This window comes from Leptospira kemamanensis (assembly GCF_004769665.1).
GTDB lineage: Bacteria > Spirochaetota > Leptospiria > Leptospirales > Leptospiraceae > Leptospira_A > Leptospira_A kemamanensis.
In genome coordinates this window covers 1-20,970 of the sequence record NZ_RQGG01000051.1, presented here as the reverse complement: position 1 = coordinate 20,970, position 20,970 = coordinate 1, and the positions used below count along the sequence as shown (strand labels likewise).

At 38.4% G+C, this 20,970-nt stretch carries 22 protein-coding genes; 15 read left to right on the top strand and 7 right to left on the bottom strand.

All coding sequences use genetic code 11. The features are described 5' to 3' along the window. Window positions 1-15: 15 nt before the first annotated feature. Genes EHQ59_RS17120 through EHQ59_RS17105 form a run of 4 tightly spaced genes read right to left on the bottom strand, consistent with a single transcriptional unit; the run spans window position 16 to window position 3,494 of the window. Window positions 16-570 carry an LIMLP_12425 family protein gene (locus EHQ59_RS17120; protein WP_135621151.1) on the bottom strand — a complete coding sequence of 185 codons (555 nt, stop codon included), beginning with the start codon at window positions 568-570 and terminating at the stop codon, window positions 16-18. A 4-nt stretch (window positions 571-574) separates the two neighbouring features. Next, window positions 575-1,180 (bottom strand): RNA polymerase sigma factor, encoded by a 606-nt coding sequence (locus EHQ59_RS17115; RefSeq protein WP_425270168.1) that lies wholly within the window; start codon window positions 1,178-1,180, stop codon window positions 575-577. Between the two features lie 60 nt (window positions 1,181-1,240). Continuing rightward, entirely contained in the window at window positions 1,241-3,076 is a 1,836-nt protein-coding gene (gene mutL, locus EHQ59_RS17110; RefSeq protein WP_135621147.1) for a DNA mismatch repair endonuclease MutL, read from the bottom strand. Between the two features lie 43 nt (window positions 3,077-3,119). Continuing rightward, on the bottom strand, window positions 3,120-3,494 hold the full coding sequence (locus EHQ59_RS17105) for a Fur family transcriptional regulator (RefSeq protein ID WP_135621145.1): 375 nt from the start codon (window positions 3,492-3,494) through the stop codon (window positions 3,120-3,122). A gap of 106 nt (window positions 3,495-3,600) precedes the next feature. Here EHQ59_RS17105 and EHQ59_RS17100 point away from each other — a divergent pair, with 106 nt between their 5' ends. The 3 genes from EHQ59_RS17100 to EHQ59_RS17090 are packed head-to-tail and all read left to right on the top strand — an operon-like array spanning window position 3,601 to window position 7,657. After that, window positions 3,601-4,080 (top strand): flavin reductase family protein, encoded by a 480-nt coding sequence (locus EHQ59_RS17100; RefSeq protein ID WP_135621143.1) that lies wholly within the window; start codon window positions 3,601-3,603, stop codon window positions 4,078-4,080. Between the two features lie 10 nt (window positions 4,081-4,090). After that, the gene (gene purL, locus EHQ59_RS17095) at window positions 4,091-6,337 is read left to right on the top strand and encodes a phosphoribosylformylglycinamidine synthase subunit PurL (RefSeq protein ID WP_135621141.1); all 2,247 of its coding nucleotides are present in this window, start codon (window positions 4,091-4,093) and stop codon (window positions 6,335-6,337) included. Between the two features lie 33 nt (window positions 6,338-6,370). Next, window positions 6,371-7,657, top strand: a complete 1,287-nt coding sequence (locus EHQ59_RS17090; protein WP_135621140.1) for a hypothetical protein — start codon at window positions 6,371-6,373, stop codon at window positions 7,655-7,657. On the opposite strand, the gene EHQ59_RS17085 is transcribed toward EHQ59_RS17090, so the two are convergent. Next, a complete protein-coding gene (locus tag EHQ59_RS17085; RefSeq protein WP_135621138.1) occupies window positions 7,645-8,211 on the bottom strand; it encodes a penicillin-binding protein activator LpoB in 567 nt (188 codons plus the stop codon). The genes EHQ59_RS17090 and EHQ59_RS17085 overlap by 13 nt on opposite strands. Window positions 8,212-8,638: 427 nt before the next feature. Here EHQ59_RS17085 and EHQ59_RS17080 point away from each other — a divergent pair, with 427 nt between their 5' ends. Further along, window positions 8,639-9,016 carry a hypothetical protein gene (locus EHQ59_RS17080; protein ID WP_135621136.1) on the top strand — a complete coding sequence of 126 codons (378 nt, stop codon included), beginning with the start codon at window positions 8,639-8,641 and terminating at the stop codon, window positions 9,014-9,016. An 88-nt stretch (window positions 9,017-9,104) separates the two neighbouring features. Here the strand turns inward: EHQ59_RS17080 and EHQ59_RS17075 are convergent, their stop codons facing one another. After that, entirely contained in the window at window positions 9,105-9,545 is a 441-nt protein-coding gene (locus EHQ59_RS17075; protein ID WP_135621134.1) for a hypothetical protein, read from the bottom strand. Window positions 9,546-10,126: 581 nt separating this feature from the next. Here EHQ59_RS17075 and EHQ59_RS17070 point away from each other — a divergent pair. The 8 genes from EHQ59_RS17070 to EHQ59_RS17040 all read left to right on the top strand — a co-directional run bounded on the left by EHQ59_RS17070 (window position 10,127) and on the right by EHQ59_RS17040 (window position 16,388). Continuing rightward, on the top strand, window positions 10,127-10,732 hold the full coding sequence (locus EHQ59_RS17070; protein ID WP_135621133.1) for a hypothetical protein: 606 nt from the start codon (window positions 10,127-10,129) through the stop codon (window positions 10,730-10,732). Window position 10,733: 1 nt separating this feature from the next. Then, window positions 10,734-10,991, top strand: coding sequence for a DUF8156 family protein (locus EHQ59_RS17065; RefSeq protein WP_135621130.1), 258 nt, complete (start codon window positions 10,734-10,736; stop codon window positions 10,989-10,991). 79 nt (window positions 10,992-11,070) lie between these two features. Further along, window positions 11,071-13,572 (top strand): DNA polymerase domain-containing protein, encoded by a 2,502-nt coding sequence (locus tag EHQ59_RS17060; RefSeq protein WP_135621128.1) that lies wholly within the window; start codon window positions 11,071-11,073, stop codon window positions 13,570-13,572. Between the two features lie 133 nt (window positions 13,573-13,705). Beyond that, window positions 13,706-13,858, top strand: coding sequence for a hypothetical protein (locus EHQ59_RS17770; protein WP_167481427.1), 153 nt, complete (start codon window positions 13,706-13,708; stop codon window positions 13,856-13,858). A 113-nt stretch (window positions 13,859-13,971) separates the two neighbouring features. Further along, window positions 13,972-14,322, top strand: a complete 351-nt coding sequence (locus EHQ59_RS17055) for a hypothetical protein (protein ID WP_135621126.1) — start codon at window positions 13,972-13,974, stop codon at window positions 14,320-14,322. A 60-nt stretch (window positions 14,323-14,382) separates the two neighbouring features. Then, window positions 14,383-14,697, top strand: coding sequence for a hypothetical protein (locus EHQ59_RS17050; protein ID WP_002975869.1), 315 nt, complete (start codon window positions 14,383-14,385; stop codon window positions 14,695-14,697). 128 nt (window positions 14,698-14,825) lie between these two features. Beyond that, complete coding sequence (locus EHQ59_RS17045) at window positions 14,826-15,677, top strand: integrase core domain-containing protein (RefSeq protein WP_244245603.1); 852 nt, start codon at window positions 14,826-14,828, stop codon at window positions 15,675-15,677. Between the two features lie 66 nt (window positions 15,678-15,743). Next, the gene (locus EHQ59_RS17040) at window positions 15,744-16,388 is read left to right on the top strand and encodes a YaaC family protein (protein ID WP_135621125.1); all 645 of its coding nucleotides are present in this window, start codon (window positions 15,744-15,746) and stop codon (window positions 16,386-16,388) included. Between the two features lie 191 nt (window positions 16,389-16,579). Here EHQ59_RS17040 and EHQ59_RS17035 read toward each other — a convergent pair whose 3' ends face one another. Continuing rightward, the gene (locus EHQ59_RS17035; RefSeq protein WP_135621123.1) at window positions 16,580-17,395 is read right to left on the bottom strand and encodes a hypothetical protein; all 816 of its coding nucleotides are present in this window, start codon (window positions 17,393-17,395) and stop codon (window positions 16,580-16,582) included. A gap of 267 nt (window positions 17,396-17,662) precedes the next feature. Here EHQ59_RS17035 and EHQ59_RS17030 point away from each other — a divergent pair, with 267 nt between their 5' ends. The 3 genes from EHQ59_RS17030 (at window position 17,663) to EHQ59_RS17020 (ending at window position 20,864) form a co-directional block, all read left to right on the top strand. After that, a complete protein-coding gene (locus EHQ59_RS17030; protein ID WP_135621121.1) occupies window positions 17,663-18,589 on the top strand; it encodes a DUF4238 domain-containing protein in 927 nt (308 codons plus the stop codon). A 796-nt stretch (window positions 18,590-19,385) separates the two neighbouring features. Beyond that, window positions 19,386-19,931 (top strand): hypothetical protein, encoded by a 546-nt coding sequence (locus tag EHQ59_RS17025; protein WP_135621119.1) that lies wholly within the window; start codon window positions 19,386-19,388, stop codon window positions 19,929-19,931. A 207-nt stretch (window positions 19,932-20,138) separates the two neighbouring features. Further along, window positions 20,139-20,864 (top strand): hypothetical protein, encoded by a 726-nt coding sequence (locus tag EHQ59_RS17020; RefSeq protein WP_135621117.1) that lies wholly within the window; start codon window positions 20,139-20,141, stop codon window positions 20,862-20,864. Window positions 20,865-20,970 lie beyond the last annotated feature (106 nt).

The following is a 20,970-nucleotide window of genomic DNA, read 5'->3' as shown; positions in this document are numbered from 1 at the left end:
TTTTTAGTGAAAAGTTTACCTTTCTACTGATTCAATGAGGAGGTGGAGCTCTTCTGCTGCTGCATCTCTTCCTGTTTTTTCATAATAGAGTTCGAGTTCCCGAAGTCCATATACAGAACCAGGTGCCGAACGTAAGTGGTCGAGTAACACTCGTTTTTGGTAAGATTCACTTAAGTCAATGCTTGTTGGTTCGTATTGGTAGTTGTTTTGTTCAATCACAACACCAGCAGAATCATTTTTAGTGAAACTGTTTTCTGTTTGTGTGCGGTTCATTAATACAAAAACCAAACTCACTGCCATGACAGCTGAAAACGAATACTGCACTGTGCGGTTTTCTACGAGATCCCGGAGGGAGAAAGAGGTTTTTTCTGTGGGACGATCGATGGAAACTGATTCTAAAAGGTTTCGTAACCGAACATCAAAGTCATTTGACATACGAGGGAGAATGGTATCTTCCTTTTCTTTGATGTTTTGGAACAGAGAACAAATTTTATTCTCTAAAACCACCGAGTCAGTGTCTTCTGGGAAAAGACCTGGGTATTGCGCACGAAACCAATCTTTTAAATTCATAATCCTATTTCTCAAAGAACCCTTCTCCTTTTTCATCTTTCTGGATGAGGTGCTTTAAAAACTCCTTCGCCTTAAAGAGACGACTCTTAACGGTTCCTACATTACATTCCATAATCTCAGCAATTTCGTTATAAGAAAGGTTTTCAAAATAACGAAGCTCTAGGACTTCTTTGTAGGAATCTTCTAAGAGTGCAATCTTACTCATTAGATAACTCGATTCTTCAGAAAGTTCCAATTTTTTTTCATATCCGACACGAGAATCCACAAATTGGTTATCCCCTGAGTCATCCATGGGTTTTTCACGGCCACGTTTCTTTTTGGCAAGTAAATCCTTGGACTTATTCACCACAATGCGGTAGAGCCAAGTATAGACACCTGCCTCCGCACGGAAATTTTGAATCGATTTGTAACCAGAAATGAGAGCGTCTTGGACAATGTCTTCGGCATCATCGCCGTCTTTGACCATGGAAACTGCTTTTCGGAAGAGTCTCTCACGAAACGGAGAGACGAGTGTCATATAGGCAGTCGGATCCCCTGCTTTGATTTTTTGGAGGAGGATTTTTTCCTTCTCGCGCAGGGTCATGTTTTTGCCTTCAAGGGGTCTTGGCATCGTAACCTAGAATTTCGAAACCAAGAAATCCATCAATGTTTTTCGCTGTCTCTTGGGAGTTTAGATTCTGTGGAACATGGTCTCCAGGTCTTTTCTTGTGAGTTTGATGAGAGTGGGTCGACCGTGAGGACAAAGGGACGGGTTTTCGCAGAACGAAAGCCTCTGTAAAAGTTCCCCAATGATGGGGTCAGAGACTTGGTCTCCTTTTTTGATGGCAGAGCGACAAGCCACACATTTGGCCATCTCATCATACAACTCTCTTTCTTCTGGGTCTTTGGATTTGAAGCGCTCCCATAAATCGAGGATGGTCTCTGTTTCTTTCCCAGGATCGATGTAGGAAGGAACCTCCCGGATGAGGATTGTGCCACCAGAAAAAGGTTCGAGGGTGATCCCTAGTTCTCGAAACCGATTTGCCTCTGCAATCATCTCTTCTGCTTCTTCTTTTGTGAGCTCGAGACGAATCGGAGTGAGTAGGCTTTGGGATTTGTAGGCTTTGGATTTCAGGTCTCGCAACACTTCTTCGTAACGAATTCGTTCGTGGGCCGTGTGTTGGTCGATGATATACAGCCCATCTTCTGCTTCCGCCAGGATAAAGGTTTCAAAAATCACACCGAAGTGTTTTTTTGGAACAAACAAATGGTGTTTGGTTGGATTTTCACCTAATAAATGTAAGTTTGCACCAGGCCCTACCCCATCTAGAGAAAATCCAGGCCTTTCTTCGATATGACTCGGTCCTAGAAGTGGGCTTCCTTCTAATTGTCTGTTCCCTCCTTCAAAAGAATTGCCAAATCCAAATCCCAAACCACCTCCAAACGAAGTGTCACTGCCACCAAACTGAGATTTGTTGCCAGTGTTGTCATACGGAATGGGCATAGAAAGCCTTCGTCGCATCTCTAAAAATTCCACAGGAGTGGAAGAGCGGAGGACTTCCGTGATTCCCTGGAATAACATCCCTGTGATGGTTTCTTCTGATAAAAACCGAACTTCTTTTTTTTGCGGATGGACATTCACATCCACAAACTCACGTGGAAGGTCAAAAAACAAAAACGCATACGGAAAGGCACCACTTGGCAATAATTCCCCATAACAACGTTTTAAAATTTGTGCAGAAAATTTGAGTTCCACCGAACGGTTGTTTACGAAAAAAAATTGCCCCGTCCTTGAGGATTTATAGAAATCTGGATGGGAGATAAAACCACGTAATGTCATTCCATTTCGGCTGGAATGTATGGGGAGCAAATGATCCCGAAGGTTTTCCCCGTAAATCGAAAGCACTCGTTCCAGTGGTTCTTCCGCTTGGACATGAAACACTTCTTTTCCATTTTGTAAATACCGAAAAGAAATGTTTGGTTCACCAAGTGCCATGGTTTGTACACGGGTTCTATTTTTTTTCTCTTCCCCCGATTCGGTTTTTAAGAATTTACGCCTAACGGGTGTATTGTAGAATAAATCTTTGATCTCAATTTTGGTTCCTTGGAAAAAAGGAATTTCTTCTTCGGAGACAATCCGTCCTTCTTCTACCACCACACGACTTGCGGTGCGGTTTCCTTCGGTTCCCGACTCAATTGTCAGTCTCGACACTGATGCAATCGATGCGAGAGCCTCCCCCCGAAACCCAAAGGTAAATAGATGCTCCAAGTCATGGAAGGTTTGGATTTTACTAGTTGCATATCGTTTGATGGCAAGGGGCAAATCTTCTTTTGCGATCCCATGTCCATTGTCGGAGATGAGGATACGACCAAGGCCTGCCGCTTCTGTGGCGATTTCGATTTTCGTCGCCCCTGCATCGATGGAATTTTCGATGAGTTCTTTTAAGATGGAATGCGTGGATTCAATGACTTCTCCCGCTGCAATTTGGTTGATGAGATCGGGAGAAAGAGAATGGATGATGCCCATATAGGGCAAGCTTGGGAGGGGAAACCTCCCTATCTATTACATTTTAATGGGAATGGCAAGAAGAACAAGTTCCGGAAACCACGATGTCGATGTGGTTTGCCACAAATCCCATCGCCTTCCAATCGGTGTTCTCGCTAAGACTAAGGGCAGGAACATCCAAAATCGTTCCGCAGGAGGTGCAGATCAAATGGGAATGGTCTGAAAGAAATGCATCATAACGAACCGAATCGGATTCAATATTCAGTTTGTTCACGAGTTTGTGTTCCACCAAGTACTCAAGTGAGTTGTACACTGTGGCAAAACTGATTTTATCTGCTTTGTCCCGGACAGACTCAAACACCATTTTTGCCGTAGGATGGTCGTGTCTGTCTCTTAGGTCTTGTAAAATCAATTCTCTGTGTTTGGTTAATGCTTTCATGCGAATGCCCTTTCTCTTATGAGACGCTTAAAAATATCACTCGGTCAATTGGAATTTCGATTTTAGAATCCTTCCAGAAATTGATATTTGTCAATACGGAGTCATTATGCCAGTAGCCACAGACCAATTCAAAACCTCACTTTCCCATTGGGCATCGGGAGTATCCGTCATCACCTATGAGTCAAAGACCATTAAAGGTGGGGTGACTGTTTCAAGTTTTTCTTCTGTTTCCTTAGAACCGCCGTTAGTTTTATTCTGTTTGGCAAAACAATCCAAGGCCAAAGAAGCCATCGAAACGGCTGGCAACTTTGCTGTGAATATTCTTTCTTCCGAACAAAAACAAATTTCCGCTGATTTTGCTTCTGGTTCCCTGGACAAAGCGGTTGTTTTGGAAGGCCTAAACCCAGGAACTCTTTCCACCGGAGCCCCCATTTTACATGGATCTTTGGCTTCTTTGGACTGCCTGGTGCACCAAATCATCGATGCTGGTGACCACTGGATCTTCCTTGGACTTGTGGAAGCTGTGGCCACAAAGGAAGGTTCACCCCTTCTCTATTTCAATCGCAATTATAGAGAACTCATTTAAGGAAACAAACATGGAAAAAGAGAAAGTCAGTCTGGAAGAAGCGAAAGAACACGGACTCACCGAAACTGAATTTGTGGAAATTCAAAAAATCTTAGGAAGGATTCCGAATTCGACAGAACTCGGAATTTTTTCTGCCATGTGGTCGGAACACTGCTCTTATAAAAATTCCATTTTAAAATTAAAAACCCTTCCTACGAAATCAGACAAACTCCTGGCCCAAGCGGGTGAAGAAAACGCAGGAGCCATGGACATCGGGGATGGCCTTGCTGTGGTTTTTAAAATTGAAAGCCATAACCACCCAACCGCTGTGGAACCCTACCAAGGGGCTGCAACGGGAGTGGGTGGGATCATGCGTGATATTTTTACGATGGGAGCTCGTCCCATCACTTCCCTCAACTCATTACGGTTTGGTGATCCTAAAGAACCTCGTAATAAATACTTACTCACTCGTGCCGTAAAAGGAATTGGGGATTATGGGAACTCTCTTGGGATCGCTGTTGGTGGTGGGGAGTTATTCCTCCATCCTACGTTTACCAAAAACCCACTTGTGAATGCGATGACAGTAGGAATCGCCAAACACGATGAAATGGCTTCTGCTTCCACAAAAGGCCAAGTCGGAAACAAAGTGTACATCGTCGGTGCCACTACCGGCCGCGATGGGATCCATGGGGCAAGTTTCGCTTCCAAAGACCTCACAAAAGAATCAGAAGAAAAACGTTCCGCCGTCCAAGTAGGTGATCCTTTTATGGAAAAACTTCTGATGGAAGCATCCCTCGAAGCCATCCAAAAGAAACTCCTTGTCGGAATCCAAGATATGGGTGCGGCAGGAATTTCTTGTGCTACATCTGAGATGAGTGCCAAAGGGAAAACGGGAATGGATGTGGATTTAGACAAAGTCCCTCTTCGCGAAGGGGACATGAATGCGTATGAAATCATGTTATCCGAATCCCAAGAACGGATGCTTGTGATCCCTGAAGTGGGTAAAGAATCAGAACTTGTTTCCATCTTCCACAAATGGGGGTTAAACGCCGTTGAGATTGGAACCGTCACTGGTGACGGAATTTTACGCATCCGAAAAAACGGAAAACTCAAAGCAGAAATCCCAGCGGAATCCCTTGTCTTGGGTGGCGGTGCTCCTCGGTATGTCAGAGAAGAAAAAAGACCAGCTTACTTAGATGAGGTGGTAAAATTTGATCCCAACAAAATCCCTGACCTCAAAGCCGACACAGTTCCGCAAACCCTAAATAGCCTACTCTCTTCCTTAAATATCAGTTCCAGAAGACCTCTGTATGAACAATACGATACTGAAGTGGGACTTGTGAAAGTAGTAGAACCTGGGGAAGACGGTGGTCTTGTCCGAATTCCTGGAACCAAAAAAGGAATCGCTGTTGCCACAGACTGTAACTCTCGTTATACATATCTAAACCCGTATGAAGGGGCTCAAATTGCCGTTTGTGAATCGGCAAGAAACGTGGCTGCAACCGGTGCCGAACCATACGGTGTCACAAACAACCTCAACTTTGGAAACCCCTACATCCCAGAAAACTATTATGTGTTTAGCGAATGTGTACGAGGTCTAGGAGACGCCTGTCGTTTTCTTGGTCTTCCTGTCACAGGGGGAAACGTATCCTTTTATAACGAATCCCCGGAAGGACCCGTGTTTCCAACACCTACCATTGGTATGGTGGGAGTGATTGATGATGTTTCCAAGGGACTTCGCACCTATCCGAAAACAACGGGTGAGGTAAAGTATGCTCTCGTTGGAAATTTCCAACCTACAATATCAGCATCAGAGTATTTGTATAGAGCACAAGGGCTTGATACAGGAGCCATTCCTTCTATCTCCCTCGCAAAGGAGAAACAAACCATCGATAGCCTCATCCAATGTCGCAAAAATGGATGGCTTACTTCCGCCAAAGACTTGTCACTCGGTGGCCTTCTTGTGGCGCTCGCAAAGATTGCGATTGTTGGCAAAAAAGGAATCGAAGTGAATTTGAGTGAATTACAAAAACAAATTCCTAGACTCGATACTTTGTGTTTTGGAGAAACAGGTGCTAGTTTCATCGTAAGTTATTTACCAAAGGATGAGGAAAACGTAAAAACAAGTTTTACGAAAAACGGACTTTCCTTTACTTCTCTTGGAAACTCCAGCCAAAAATCAGCTCTCTCTGTGAAAGGGGATGCCTTCCATTGGGAGTGGACAATTAAATCTTTAGAAGTGGAATTTGAATCAGGACTCAAATCTTATTTCGAATAGACAACAGAGAATTGAAAGAAAAGGATATGCCTGATGCGTATCCTTTTTTTTGCCCTTCTCGCAGTGAGTTGCACTCTCCAATGCGGAAGCCTTGCCAAAAGACAGGACTACGATGCCTCTCGTAAATCATACGAATCAGCTGACCTATCCCAAACGATCTCCCTTTTACCCACAAGTGAAAGAAAAGGTTTTATCTCCATCTTAGAAAAAGCCCATCTCGGATTTTTAAATGGAGAAACCAATTACCGTGATTTAGAATCTCTAGCGGAGGAAAGTAAAACACGGCTTCGGTTTAGTGCCACTCGTTCTCTCAAATCGTTTTTTTATTTAGAATCAGAAGATGGTTATTATGCATCGGAAGCAGAAATCATCTACTTACACATCTTACTTGGCCTATACTATGCCCGAGCGGAAGAATATGAGAAAGCCAAAATCCAAGCAAGGTATGCTGGAAATCTCCTGAGTGGAGAATGGAGTGCGGAAGGCCAATTTGATGATCCCACCTTACGTCTCCTACTTGCTAGTCTTTGGCTCACAACTGGCGCAAGAGAAGAAGCACTTGTCGATTTCCGAAAAGCCAATCAATTAAAACCAAACTCACCTATCATTCGCTCCACCATTTCGGAACCATTTCCATTGGATGGGGAATTCATCTTCGTTTACGGTGGACCAGGTGCCGAACCAGAGATGGACCCTTCTGTAAACTTAAACTTTATACGAGGACTCCGTAACCTCAAGTTTCGCCCTTCCGGAAATCAAAGTAATTTGTTACTCATTGATGGAAACAAAACCATTTCCTTAAACTTAGAAAAAGGAACTTTAGGATGGTATGAACGCCACCTCATCCGAGACAATGAAATTGCAGAACTGGTTGAAGATTCCAAATACTTCCAATTGATTTCAGCAACTGCCTTAAAGGAAGGAACCAAAGGTACCTTAAAAATCACCGGTTCCGTGTTAGTGGGAACCAGTATTGTTGCACTTGGTGCTGGAATCGTTTATTTGGGTGCGGAAGCAAGTTCAAAAGAACTTGCTGGAATTGGAATTACGCTGATGATCGCTGGGTTCAAATTGGGAAGCGAATTGGTAGAAAAGTCCATTGACGATGCCAAAACCAATATCAAAGAAGATTTGGATATTTCCAACGAATACCGTTATGTTCGATTTTTTCCTGAATACGTTTGGATTGGAAAATCAAAAACCAAACTAAAAGATCCTAAACTATCTTCCACACAAGGTCCAGTAACTTACAAACTCACACCTGCCATAGGAAAAATCAAAGTGCGATTTGGTTTTGTGCCTGACGTTCAAAAACCATAACCTTCCACTCGACTTCTTTTTAGAAAATTGGTTTGTTCCGACCAAACAATTTGGTTTGTTTCCAAACTCACCAAAAATAGAGTCACGGTGATGTATTGAATTTTATTTCCTGATTCATAATTCACAACTTCATTGATTTCCCCTTTGATTTGATGAGACGGTGATTTGAATTTTCCAACCGCCAAACGTGAATCAGACGAAACCATTCCCGTTTTTCCAAACGCCATTTCTTTTGTTGCATCTCCCCGAATCGTTGTATCCACAAAAGGGACTTTGTCCTTGGTAAGTTGGTTTAATATTTCATTGCTAATGAGTTTGGTATCGATATGTTCCGAAGTGCTATTTTCAATTGCCTTCCATTCCAAATAACCATTCTTCAATTCTGTTTTATAATATACTGATAGAGAATGGCTCATACTTTTTGCCGTTTCTTTGACTTCGATCACCCCCCATTGTTTTGTTGGTTTGGCATTCTCTGGTTTTTGGTAACTAACCGAAGAGGAACAACTCACCAAAAAAGAGACGAAAAAAAGCAAAAACGAGATCTGACGCATGGTGTTAGATTGGTTTGGGACTTGGGGTTTGGCAAGGAATTTGCGGGGTACTCCCCGCCCGATTCAGGGAGGGGAACTAGACCCGCCACCCAATGTCTCTCCTCTACCACGTCCGCATCCTTTTGGCAATCGCAACTGGCAAACCCCCCTTTTTTTTCTTCCAAAAGTTCACCTTTCCACAGAAAACTAACACGAGGGAAAGCCGTATGGCGCCTCCCATCCATAGGAATCACTCATTCGTTTTCAGAAGGAGCGGGCTACTCCGGGGTCCGCGTTCGCTCCCGTCTGACCAAAGTCAGACCAAGCCCGCCGCATCCCTGGCGCAAAGAATCCACTGAATTCTCTTTTGTTTCAGGGCTTTGAAAGAATGATTTTCCAAATATTGTCTTGAAAGTTTCTCATTCCTTGGCAAACTTCTGCATACTATATGAGTAAATTCATCGTTCGTTTCAGTTTATTTCTTATTCTACTCGCAGTACTCTTTGCGGGATATACTTGGCTTACTCTTACGTGGAGTTATTCCGAAGGGGATCGTGCGGGTTACATCCAAAAACTTTCCAAAAAAGGTTGGGTTTGTAAAACTTGGGAAGGGGAAATGGCTCTTGTCACCATGCCAGGAACCATGACGGAAAAATTTTATTTCAGTGTCCGTGACGAATCTATTGCTGATGAACTCAATCGTTCTATTGGCAAACGTGTTGTCTTAGAGTATGAAGAACACATCGGTGTTCCTATCAGCTGTTTTGCGGAAACTCGTTATTTTGTCACAGGTGTGAAATCGGTTGGGGAAGTTCCACCTCTCTAATGATAACGAATCTAGTTTAGATGATTTATTTCGAACGACCAACTAACAATCAATTGTTCGTGTTGGTCGTTCGAAGATTTCTTTGCTTTTAGTCGATTTGGTTGTATTTCTTTTGTTTTTCGATCATCTTTGTCAGATCTTTCAGAAAATAAATCCTCTCCACCTCTTTCCATTCCCCATTTTCTTTCGATTTATACTCATAATATTCTTGGGTTACAGATAAAATTCTAATTTCAGATTCTGCACCAATTTCATTTCCGAGAAATGGATCCTTAACTTCTGTTGTTTTTAAAATGTAGGAACACGAATCCACCCAAGTGATGCTTTCCTCTTTATAAAATGTTTCATACAATCGATGTTGTTTTTGAAAGTTTGTATTTCTTTCAATAATGATAAACATATCAGGAGACGCTTCATAATAGAAGAACCCCTTTTTCGCTCGCCCACAGTCTATCGATTTGTTAGATGCAAAAAGACTCACACTGAATAAAGAACAAATTGCCACAAGATACAAAAACAATGATTTCATTTTCGATTTACCCCTACAAATGAATCCGATCCAAACATTTATAATGTTCGATAAATCACATCTCAAGAGATCAAAGTTTTCCAAACAATGATTTTTCTCTCGTTTGCTATGCGGCACGGGTCATCGAATCGTTAAATCTGATCAACTAGATAGATTCCTTCGTAGTGAATTCTTTTCTTTTGTATTTCTAGGTTTCCATGTGGTTCTCTTTCTTTCCCTCTTCTCTTCGAATCCTCCTTTCCTTGTGCGTGCGTGCTTCTGTTTGTCTGTCTGTTTACTTGTTGGTTCTCTTGATGATTGGATGGCTCTTTTTCTTTTTCTGAAGACAGCGATTCGTTCGGATCCAATTTCTGTTCTATTTTCAGTGAGTCGTTTCCTGATCGAAATTGGAGTCGATTTTAAGAGGAGGCAACGACCTGTCTTTCTTTGGAGATTGATACCTGATGGATTGAGACAGAAAGGATCTCATAAATTATGTCCCATAAAAGCCAATTCACTTGGTTTTTTACAGGAAGTGAAAAAAGTAAGCCCGAGTAAATTTAGCTTTACATATTTTTGCTAAACATATATATAGTTATCCTATGGAACTCGCAGAACAAAACCACTCTTCTTCCAATCTCTACGAACCCATACAAAGCTGGAACCAAAAGGACTTGGGACTTCTTACAGGAGAAAGGGGGATGTACAAACTTGCCCACTACTGGCAATATGCCCTGGTCTGTTCTGGGTTTCAGGTGTTTAATTTGGACTGCGCCATTCGTTTTAACCCTTTCACCATCACAGAAGAAACCAGAAAACAAAATTTGGCACCAGAACCTTTTCTCGAACAAATCCAAATCCAAAGAGCGTTTACCCCGTATCAAATCCTAGATGCTTTACAAAACATCTTAAAAGAAAAAAGGGAAAACACCGTCTATTTTTTGTTAGCTCCCTGCAAACAATTCTTAGATGGAGATGTCAAAGCCGACGAAGGGATTTATTTATTACATTTAATGTTAAACTTTATCGAAAAATTTCCTACACAAAACATACCACTTCTCATTATAGAATCTTGGACCTATTCTCACCAAAACTTCCGACTTTTTTTCCCTAAACTTTTACGTGCTTCCCAAAGTTTGTGGGAACTCAAAACAGAAAAAGGTCTCTCAAGGATCCGCACTCGAAAAACTTCCCTTACTGGAGGATAAAATGGGCAGAACCATTTCCCCTTACTCTCGCCAAATTTTACAAATCGAAGAAAATTTGTCTGATTTCCGAAGGGCACTCAGAAAGGCAGACCAAGAGATTTACGATGACCTGATTCGTGTTGCCAAATTACAAGTCCAAGCTGGAGTGATGGCCTCACTCCCCTATCCAATCGATTCCATGCTTCTATCAATGATGATTGAATTAAAAAAAGAACTCAATGAATTAAAAAGAAAACTTCCCACAGAAACAAATTCATAAAGGAAAGAAAAATCTAAAAAATGAAAAGAAGATTTAACCAATAAGGTCCAATACAATAAACGAATTCAAACGAATTACAATGGAAATCTATAAAGGGTATTTGTTTGATATCTACCATTCCGAACAAAAAATTTATCTTTGGATCAAATCAGAGTCAGGTGAACTCAAACTTTTTGTTGACGAGTATTTTCCGATCATTTATGCCAATGCTTCCCCAAACATTCTCAAAAAACTAGTAAAACGATTTTATGAATTAGATGCGTTAGCTGAAATACCAACCTTTACCGAAAAAAGATTATTTTACCAAAACAAAAATATCCCTGTTCTGAAACTTGTCATTTCAAAACCACAACTTCTACCCAAAATCACAAACAAACTTTTTAATTTATATGGTAAATACGACATCTATCATTCTGATATCGAAATCACAACCGGTTATATGGTAGAAAAAAACATCTATCCACTTGCATATCTTACAATCGAATATGAAGTTTCCAAAAACAAATTAAATCAAATCAAAACCATAAAGTCTCTCACCGATATCAATGAGTTGGACTATGAAATCCCAGAGTTACGCGCCATTTCCCTTTATTTAGAAAAAAGCCACAGGCATCCTTTTTCGGAAAATACACTGATCGTCGAAACAACGGAAAAAACTTACGAAATCCCAACTAAGAATGGAATCTCTCTCATCCAGAATCTAAACCAAATTTTTCTCAAACACAATCCAGACATTGTTTTGTCTTCTTTTGGAGACCAGGTGATATTCCCACACCTATTTAAAACCGCACAAGAAAATCACCTAACAACAGAATTCGATAGAGACAAAACAAGTTTAATCAGAAGATCCATCCAAACCCAAGGAACAAGTTTTAACACCTATGGAACCATTGTATACAGGGCACCCTCTTATCCCCTATTCGGCAGGTGGCATATTGATTCTCGCAATAGTTTTGTATACAAAGAAGCAGAACTCATCGGTATCATTGAACTTTCTCGCATCTCTCGATTACCCGTTCAAAAAATGGCACGTGCCTCCACAGGAAAGGCACTCACTTACATCGAAGTAGATGTCGCTCTTCGAATGAACTACTTAGTTCCTTGGCAAAAAAGTGCCTTAGAATCCGAAAAAACCGCCTTACAATTACTTAATGCTGACAAAGGAGGCCTTGTTTTCCAAGCAGATATACAAAACGGTTTTGTATTAGAAAATGTTGCTCAACTTGATTTTTCTCAAATGTATCCTAGTATTATGGTAACACATAATATTTCACCAGAAACCATCAATTGTTTGTGTTGCGAAAACGAAGTTCATATAGAAAAAGTCCCTTCCCTCGGTTATAGAATTTGTTCCAAACGAAAAGGAATTGTTTCAGAAGCACTGGCACATATCGTCCAAAGACGGAATCATTACAAAGACCAAAAAAAAAATCACCACCCAAACTCAATCAACATCCAATCCAAACAATCTAGTTTAAAGTGGATGTTGGTCACCTCCTTTGGATATCTCGGATATCGAAATGCAAAATTTGGCAAACTAGAAAGTCATGAAGCCGTTACAGCATTTGGTAGAGAAAAACTGATTACGGCAAAAGAAGTCTCAGAAGAATATCATTACAAAGTAGTTCATGGAATCACGGATAGTATCTTCATTCAAAAAAAAGACCATAGTCCAATCTCTAAAACAGAACTCACACAACTTTGTTTAGAAATTCAAAAACGCACTAAAATCAAAATGGAAGTAGAAGGTATTTATTCTTGGTTGTGTTTTCCACCCTCCACTCAAGATGAAAAATTACCCGTTGCCAATCGTTATATGGGAAGATTCACTGATGGAAACTTTAAAGGTAGAGGTATCATCACAAGAAGAAAAGATTTTCCCAAACTCATTCGTGACGCACAAAACCAAATGATCGAATGGATGTGCCGATTCAAAACAATCAAAGAAATGCAATCTAAAGAAAACGAAATCATCAACCTATTCTATTCCTATGACAAAAAACTCGTTCTAGGCAATCTTCACTGGAAAGACCTTGTCATCCAAAAATCAACATCCAAAGAACCAGAAGATTACACAGTGGATGCACCTAGCACCATAGCAGTCAAAGACCTAATGGATATGGGAGTCCGCGTCCAAGCCGGCGAAAAAATCAAATACATCGTATTAAACCAAAAATCAGATAAAAAAGGAAACCGATACCTTACCATCGAACGTATGGAAAAAAAAATAAATCAATCACTACACAAGAATTCACACCCCAAACAGATTTCCCCAAACACTGCAGAAAAACAGGAATTTTTAGCACGTTTTGGAGACAAAATGATGGATAGTTTATCGAATTGTAGAGGAATAGACTCTAGATTCACCAACCTAACGCCAAAATACGATCAAAAATACTACAGAAACCTTTTAGTTAAATCGTTCAAAGAAATTTGGATTGGAATCTCTAGTTTCAAAAACTTTGAAATACTAATAAGCGAAGAAACTTTTTTACCTTTCACTTTTGAAAAAGATCAGAATTACTCCAAAACCATCAATTCTACCAATTCCATTTTTATTGCATCATCCAAAGAAAATTGAATCAAAAAAAAGAAAGCACAACTCTGTGTTAAACGAGAAATTTAACCACCAAACAAAAAAATATTTGAACAAACCTCCCTTGAATTAAGAATCAGATTCAATTTTCCAACTATGGGACTAAGGGGGCGAAGCTATGCCTCCTACACCATATTTGTCCGATACCCATGACCGAGTTACCTACAAGGAAGACGGAATTATGTCCCATAAAACAAAAATATCCATTATCATACAGCCTGCAGCGGAGATTAACGATCCATTAACCACACAACTATTACACAATAAATAATAGTCGCATAGCACACTAAAATTTAAGTAATATAAAACATACACATACAAAGCATATAAGAACAAATATTAGAAATTTCCAATATCATTCGTTATGCGAAATAAAGTCAAAAAATGATTAAAGTTCCACACATCTCCACATTCCAAATTAATAATAGATATAAGAGTGACAACCCTGCTAATGAAGCATGGGATAGAATTGCTAGATTTGGCTCTTTGAATTATTTGAAAAAAATTTTTACATCAGAAAAATCTGAAGATATTATTTTAAAATTACTAAACTATTCTTCAACCAGAATTAACCAAGCAATAGAATTAAGATTATCATACTCAAATCAATCATTATTGACAAGTCCCCTACTTTACTATTATACAATGTTAAATTTACTCCGAGGAATGATCCCCCTTACATTTGAAATGGAAGCTGAAAAAGGACATGGATTAAAATTATTCCAGTTCAGATGAAAACGCAATTTTACTGACCTAAATTAAGCTAATACTCCAAGCCGAAAATGGAGATTAGAGATGGAAAAACAAGTAAGAGAAAGACGTACGTTCAAAGCGGATGACAAGATAGGCATCATCCGAAAACACCTATTAAAATCAAAGTTGGTAGACACCTGTGATGAATATCGGATTCATCCAACCATGATGCAAAATTGGTTAAAAATAGTATTGGAAGCAGGACGCGAAGCATTGGCTGGGTCGAATCAAAAAGAATCCAATGAAAACAAGAAACTGATAGAAAAGTATGAAAAGGAACTGGAGAGGAAAAACAGAATCATAGCTGAACTCACAGGGGAGATCATCGACCTAAAAAAAGAAGCTGGGGAGCTCTGACAGGATTACATGTTTCGACTGCATTAAAGCATGAGATTGTAAATACCTTAGATCGGCTGAAAGAGGCGTCAGGTCTCCCCATCAAATACCTGTGTAGTAAAATAGATGTAAATCCAGGCAAGTTAACTGTGTGGAGAAAATGTAAAAACAAATCACCAAAGAAAGTAATTCCAAAATCGCATTGGATAACACCAGAGGAACGAAAGGCAGTTGAAGATTACAAACGAAATCATCCATTCAAAGGATATGTTCTTTTGGCATGGATGATGATTGATGAAAACATAGCATATATGTCTCCTTCTAGTGTATATCGCATTCTGGTGGACTGTGGTTTAAACCGCAGATGGCAAAAGCCCTTGGGAGATTCAAAGAAAACAGGTTTTGATCAACCTAAAGCTATTCATGAACACTGGCATATGGACATATCATATATCAATTTTAAAGGGAGTTTTGTTTATTTGATATCAGTGTTAGACGGTTTTTCACGTGCAGTCCTTGCTTGGTCAATCAGTACCCGAATGGAGTCACTTGATACACAGTTAGTTTTATGGGACGCATGCGACAAATGGCTTGGAGGCGAAAAGTTTTTAGCGGTTCGTCTTATAACTGACAATGGATCTCAATTCTTGACTAAGGAATTCAAACAAATTTTGAAAGAATTTTCTATCCATAATGTTCGGACTTCTGTAAATCATCCTCAGTCCAACGGGAAACTAGAAAGATTTCATGGAACCATTAAGACTGAGTTAATCCGTGAAATACCAATGTATTCACTCGAACAAATTAGAGAAGAAGTTGGTAAATGGATTGAAGAATACAATTCGGTAAGACTTCATTCTGCAATCGGTTACGTAACACCTATGGATGTGTTTTATGGTCGCAAGGAAAAGATTTTAGCAGAAAGAAAAGAAAAACTACTTGAAGCAAAATTGAAGAGAAAACAATACTCGGTAAAGGCTAATATAAGGCTTGTTGCTTAGCTTAATTTTGAATCTCAAAACTCTGTTTTTCACTGAACTAAGACAAAATTTACCTCCGATAAAGAGATTCTTAACGCAAAAGCAGTTATTACAAACGGAACATTTAAACACTATTTAGAACTTCATGATCAAAATAATTTTCTAAAGAAAACCTATTCATTAAAAGAATGTATTGAGCATATTATAGAATTTCGTAGAGATATTGTTACTTTTTCTGATTTTAACTTAGCTTACACTCCATTTTCAGCAGAAGCATTCAAAACTGGAGAACATTCAATAAGAGTATTACATAAAGTAGATAATTTAGAAAGTCGCTGGCAAGAAATGTTTCCAAAATTATCACAATATTACATTTTAAAAAGCAAAAATAAACTTTCCTATGATAACCCTATTTTTGAAAATATAAATGAAATTATACGACATATTAATGAAACTTTTTTGACTGACTTAGATTGGCAAGGATTTGAAGGAAACTCAGTTTGGTATTTATATGATGAGAGTAAACAAAAGGCTTTCCCGAGAATTGCTTATTATCATATGGCAATGTTTATACTAAGCAATATAGTCCGATATGAACCAGAAAGTTTACAAAAAATAATAATTGAAAAAGATGATATTTATTGGATCTTAAATCGATTATTGAAATTAACAGATAGGTATTTTCCACAATTAATCCTGTTTGAAATATTTAATTATCCAATTTACTTTTAACAAGAAATTACTTCGCATAACAGCGGCTTACCGCTTCACTTCGGGACAAGCCCTCGTTCGGCCTCCGGCAAATTCCCTTTCTGGCATTCGCCTTGCTTACGCAAGCTACATGCCAGTCCCTAACGTCCCGTTGGGACTCAGGGTCAGGGAACTTCGGTAAGTCTAGTTCGTTATATGCAATTTAGCAAATCTTAATCAAAATCAACTTTTAAAAGATTTTTAGTCCAAATTTCATCTAGCGTTTTCAAGCGTTCTTTATCCAATCCTTTTAATAAACGGAATCTTTTATATTCACTATGTCGAAGATACTCTGATAGAAAATATGCCCTAAATGGTATTAATTGTCTATTAATCCTGTTACATTCTTCAAATATTCGATTTCTATTAATTTTTCCGGTGTTTATTTTTACATTAGCAGCAGAAATTAAATCTGATGGCACCAAATCTTCCAACCTAGATGCTTCTGCCCAAAGTAAATCAAGTAAAATTAAACACCTCCTACGAATACCATCGTGATATAATAACCAGTCTTGTATTTCAGATCGAATACTAATATGTTTATCATTTACTGGAAAATAATCCTCATGAAAGTTTTCCAGTAACCTCTTCAATGGTAGACTATGTCTTAATAATTCAGTTCCAAACAAAGGATATATATCTTGTATATTAAGTTGACCTTGAAGTATTTTTAAACAAACACCACTGAAATAAGGAAAAAAAGACTTTGCTGCATCTAATGCCCAAACAGTAGGTGAATCACTGCTCAACGATAGTTTTTTCAGTCTTGCGATCTCGCTTTTGTCTAAAATTTGATAATACTCCTCAGAACTTCTTCCAAGAAACTCTAATGTTCCTAAGTTCAATTTAATTGTTACGAATTGCTTTCGAAATTCCTCAATCAATGTAATTTGATTATGACGATGTTGAATAAATAAAATAACTACCTGGGTTATTCCAACGAAGGCCAAAACTCCTGTTCCCCAAGCGGTAAATGAATTGCTATCCATAAAAATCCTCTCATTTAGAAAGAAACGGCTATCAGTTTAGAAAATCAAAACAAATTAAATAGTTAAAAAAGCCACACTGCAAATAACAGCGACTAACCGCTTCGCTTCGGGACTTACGCCCTCGCTCGGTCTGCGACACATAGGCTTTTGTCACTCCTCTTGCTTACGCAAGCGTCGTGCCAATCCCTAACGTCCCATTCGGGACTCAGGGCCAGCCCACGTCGGTTAGTCTAGTTCGTTATGCGAAATTGAATAAACTAATTACTGATGAAAAATATCACAAAATGGCAGCATATAGTTCCTCAATTCTATTTAAAAGAGTTTAGGAATGAAAAAAATCTAATTGAAAATTACGATATTTCAAATAAAAAATTCGGACAACCAAAAGGAACAAAACCACTTTGTGCAGAATATTTTTACTATGGAGCGGAAACAGGAGTTCAAGACGAAATCAGCCAAATCGTAGAAGAATTTCTACAAAGTTTTGAAACACCATTATCAAAAAGCATTCCTATACTAAAAAAATCACTAATAGGAAGTTCGGAAATAACTCTTGAAGAAAAGCATATTATTTCTCTTTTGATGAGTATGCTTTATATAAGAAACAATACTACAAGAAATCAAATTAAGCAGACAACATCGAATTTAACCTTAGAAGCACTAAAAGGAATTGCTAATGTAAAAGGAGAAAAAAGGTTTTTTAATTATTATGAGCGAGATACTGGGAGTATCATAAGCTCAAGCGACAAAAAAGATTTCTTAAAAGCCCTGGAAGAAAATCAAATCAAAATTGACGTCAATAATGCTCCGCATATTAATTTTTTATCAAAAATTCCTAATTTTGCAAACATACTAAACACGCAAAATTGGATTATCTATATCTCGAAAATTGAAGATAATTTTATAACATCAGATACTCCTGTAGTTTCTAATAATCCAAAAAATTGGTATAATCAATTTGGTGTGCCTATTTTAGCCAAATCCTATTATTTCCCATTAAGTCCCAAAATTTTTATAAAAACATATTATAATTCTCAAAGCACCACCAAATCTATTAAGAGGAAAAACTTGCTTAGCAAAAACGATACTAAAATAATAAATGACTTGAACTTAGTTATAGCTTCTCGATCGGGAAAACAACTATTTGCAAATCAAAAGATAGATATAGAGAAAATCTTAAAGTATCGCCAATAGAAATTTTTTAACACTATTCAGCTTCGCATAACAGCACCTAACCGCATCGCTTCGGGACGAGCCCTCGCTCGGTCTACGACACATAGGCTTTTGTCACTCCTCTTGCCTACGCAAGCGTCGTGCCAATCCCTAACGTCCCATTCGGGACTCAGGGCCAGCCTACGTCGGTTAGTCTAGTTCGTTAATTGCAATGTCCAAAAAAAGAGATAAAGAAATTTTCGTGTTAAATTTTCGCGGTGTCTTTGATTTAACGTTCTTTGTCATGCTTTTGAGAAAGACTATATTGAATTAGAAAGCGCTTTGGAAGAGATTTATTAAGTCTTTATTTATTTTTCGTCTTTCTCAATATGTATTGGCTTTGCTTAATTAATTCACAGTTCTGTTTTAGTTTACACTGTTTGGGATATTCACGCGAAAATTGATTTAAGAGATTAAGAACAAGAAATTTTAAGAGACTGGATTTAACTTTAAACTTTCTTACCAAAATTTTACACTCTAATTGGACACTGCAATTAACAGCATCTTAACGCTTCACTTCGGGACTAGCCCTCGTTCGGCCTTCGGCAAATTTCCCGCTCTCCTAACGCCTACTGCGCAGGCTCAGGGCGGGAAACTTCGTTAAGACTAGTTCGTTATACGCAAGTTGCGAAAAATTTCTGAAAATTCTTGATCACTCTACATTAGCGAATATAAACCCATTAAAAAATAGAAAATATAAGAAATTCAGGAAGTATTAAATAGTTTTAATGCTATTCAGAATGTAAGAAATTATAAATATTAACTCAATAGAGAAAAAATGAAAAAGAAAACAATACTTATATTACTCCTTACACTATTAAATTTTTGCTCAAAAAAAAAAATGAATTATGAAGTTTCTGAAACATACAAAGGATTACGATCAAACGCCTTTTCAATAACTCCGGAAAAAATAAACTTACCAATAAACAAACAAAATTCAGTTTATGGCGTCGTTATGGAAACTGGATACCCAGATGCTGTTGTATCTCTAATTTCTTTAGCTGACGGAACTACAAGCTTATACTTCAGTAATGGTGGAGGAATGATTGGAATAGGTGAACATGAAAAACCTAAAGCCAAAAGTATATTTTTTACAAATGAAGCAAATAATTATCTTCCATTCACACAACAAGAAAAAAGTAACCAATTTCGACTTCCAGAAAAAAATGAAGTTATCTTTTATTTTCTCACTACTAATGGAATATTTTCGTTCGCTGATTTAGAGGAAAATCTTGGAAATGAAAAATCAAAACTATCAAACCTATTTTTCATTGCACATGAACTAATAACGGAAGCAAGATTAGTTTCCGATAAAAATAACTGATTATAGCATTCCGCAACCAGCGTATAACAGCGCGGAAACGCTGCGCTTCGGCACTTCCGGCCTCGCTTGGCCTGTGGCACATTCCCCTTCTGGCATTCGCTCGCATACGCAAGCTACATGCCAGTCCCTAACGTCCCGTTGGGACTCAGGGTCGGGGAACGTCGAGTAGCCTAGTTCGTTATGCGAAATAATTTCAAAATTTATCAAATGAAGAAAAAAATACTCACAATAATTATCTTTGCTCTCTTTATTTCAACACCAAGCTATGCAGATGAGGAACAAAGAAAGAAAATTCATATAATGATTTCACCAATTGTTTTACATTCCAATTTAGAAAATTCAGCAAGAGAAATAAAAAATTCAACTAATTTTCAAATCCTTTACGGGTTCACTAGTAAACTATATTTGGGATTAAACTATGCAATAGGAAAAAATCCCCAGCAAACAATTGAAGCTTTACCGACAGGATCTTCATCTACGGCAAGAATATATCAATATTCTATAACAAGAGAAGCTCAAACATTTACTTTTAATTTCCAATATTTCTTTTGGAAATCTTTCTATACTAGTTTGAATCTTGGCCTAGAAAAAGGATTCTCAATTGATAAAAACAATTTTATTTTAATAAGAAATGATTATTTCATAAACCAACCTGTAGCTCAAAAAATCATTTATGATGATAGGATGTTTGGCACCGTTGGAATAGGATATAGAGAAGAATTTCTAAATTGGTTCTTACTTGCTTTTGAATATCAAAGAGGTTACATTGAATCCGGAAAAGTAAACCAACATTTTACCTACAACCCTGAATATTACGGAAACAATTTACCTTTTATCATCGAACAACACTTAATGACTAATTTAATATTCCAAAGTAAAAAGAGAAATTCAGAATTTCAGCAGATATATATTTCTACAGGAATCTCTTTTTAGTCAAGAAATTACTTCGCATAACAGCGACTACCCGCTTCGCTTCGGGACTTGCGCCCTCGCTCGGTCTGCGACACATAGGCTTCTGGCACTCCTCTTGCTTACGCAA

Coding starts and splice junctions, on each gene's coding strand:
- EHQ59_RS17080 (WP_135621136.1), top strand. CDS start 8,639: ATGAGTAAATTCATCGTTCGTTTCAGTTTATTTCTTATTCTACTCGCA.
- purL (WP_135621141.1), top strand. CDS start 4,091: ATGGAAAAAGAGAAAGTCAGTCTGGAAGAAGCGAAAGAACACGGACTC.
- EHQ59_RS17115 (WP_425270168.1), bottom strand. CDS start 1,180: ATGCCAAGACCCCTTGAAGGCAAAAACATGACCCTGCGCGAGAAGGAA.
- EHQ59_RS17065 (WP_135621130.1), top strand. CDS start 10,734: ATGGGCAGAACCATTTCCCCTTACTCTCGCCAAATTTTACAAATCGAA.
- EHQ59_RS17090 (WP_135621140.1), top strand. CDS start 6,371: ATGCGTATCCTTTTTTTTGCCCTTCTCGCAGTGAGTTGCACTCTCCAA.
- EHQ59_RS17100 (WP_135621143.1), top strand. CDS start 3,601: ATGCCAGTAGCCACAGACCAATTCAAAACCTCACTTTCCCATTGGGCA.
- EHQ59_RS17105 (WP_135621145.1), bottom strand. CDS start 3,494: ATGAAAGCATTAACCAAACACAGAGAATTGATTTTACAAGACCTAAGA.
- EHQ59_RS17030 (WP_135621121.1), top strand. CDS start 17,663: ATGAAAAATATCACAAAATGGCAGCATATAGTTCCTCAATTCTATTTA.
- EHQ59_RS17075 (WP_135621134.1), bottom strand. CDS start 9,545: ATGAAATCATTGTTTTTGTATCTTGTGGCAATTTGTTCTTTATTCAGT.
- mutL (WP_135621147.1), bottom strand. CDS start 3,076: ATGGGCATCATCCATTCTCTTTCTCCCGATCTCATCAACCAAATTGCA.
- EHQ59_RS17055 (WP_135621126.1), top strand. CDS start 13,972: ATGATTAAAGTTCCACACATCTCCACATTCCAAATTAATAATAGATAT.
- EHQ59_RS17770 (WP_167481427.1), top strand. CDS start 13,706: ATGCCTCCTACACCATATTTGTCCGATACCCATGACCGAGTTACCTAC.
- EHQ59_RS17025 (WP_135621119.1), top strand. CDS start 19,386: ATGAAAAAGAAAACAATACTTATATTACTCCTTACACTATTAAATTTT.
- EHQ59_RS17085 (WP_135621138.1), bottom strand. CDS start 8,211: ATGCGTCAGATCTCGTTTTTGCTTTTTTTCGTCTCTTTTTTGGTGAGT.
- EHQ59_RS17035 (WP_135621123.1), bottom strand. CDS start 17,395: ATGGATAGCAATTCATTTACCGCTTGGGGAACAGGAGTTTTGGCCTTC.
- EHQ59_RS17060 (WP_135621128.1), top strand. CDS start 11,071: ATGGAAATCTATAAAGGGTATTTGTTTGATATCTACCATTCCGAACAA.
- EHQ59_RS17070 (WP_135621133.1), top strand. CDS start 10,127: ATGGAACTCGCAGAACAAAACCACTCTTCTTCCAATCTCTACGAACCC.
- EHQ59_RS17020 (WP_135621117.1), top strand. CDS start 20,139: ATGAAGAAAAAAATACTCACAATAATTATCTTTGCTCTCTTTATTTCA.
- EHQ59_RS17120 (WP_135621151.1), bottom strand. CDS start 570: ATGAATTTAAAAGATTGGTTTCGTGCGCAATACCCAGGTCTTTTCCCA.
- EHQ59_RS17050 (WP_002975869.1), top strand. CDS start 14,383: ATGGAAAAACAAGTAAGAGAAAGACGTACGTTCAAAGCGGATGACAAG.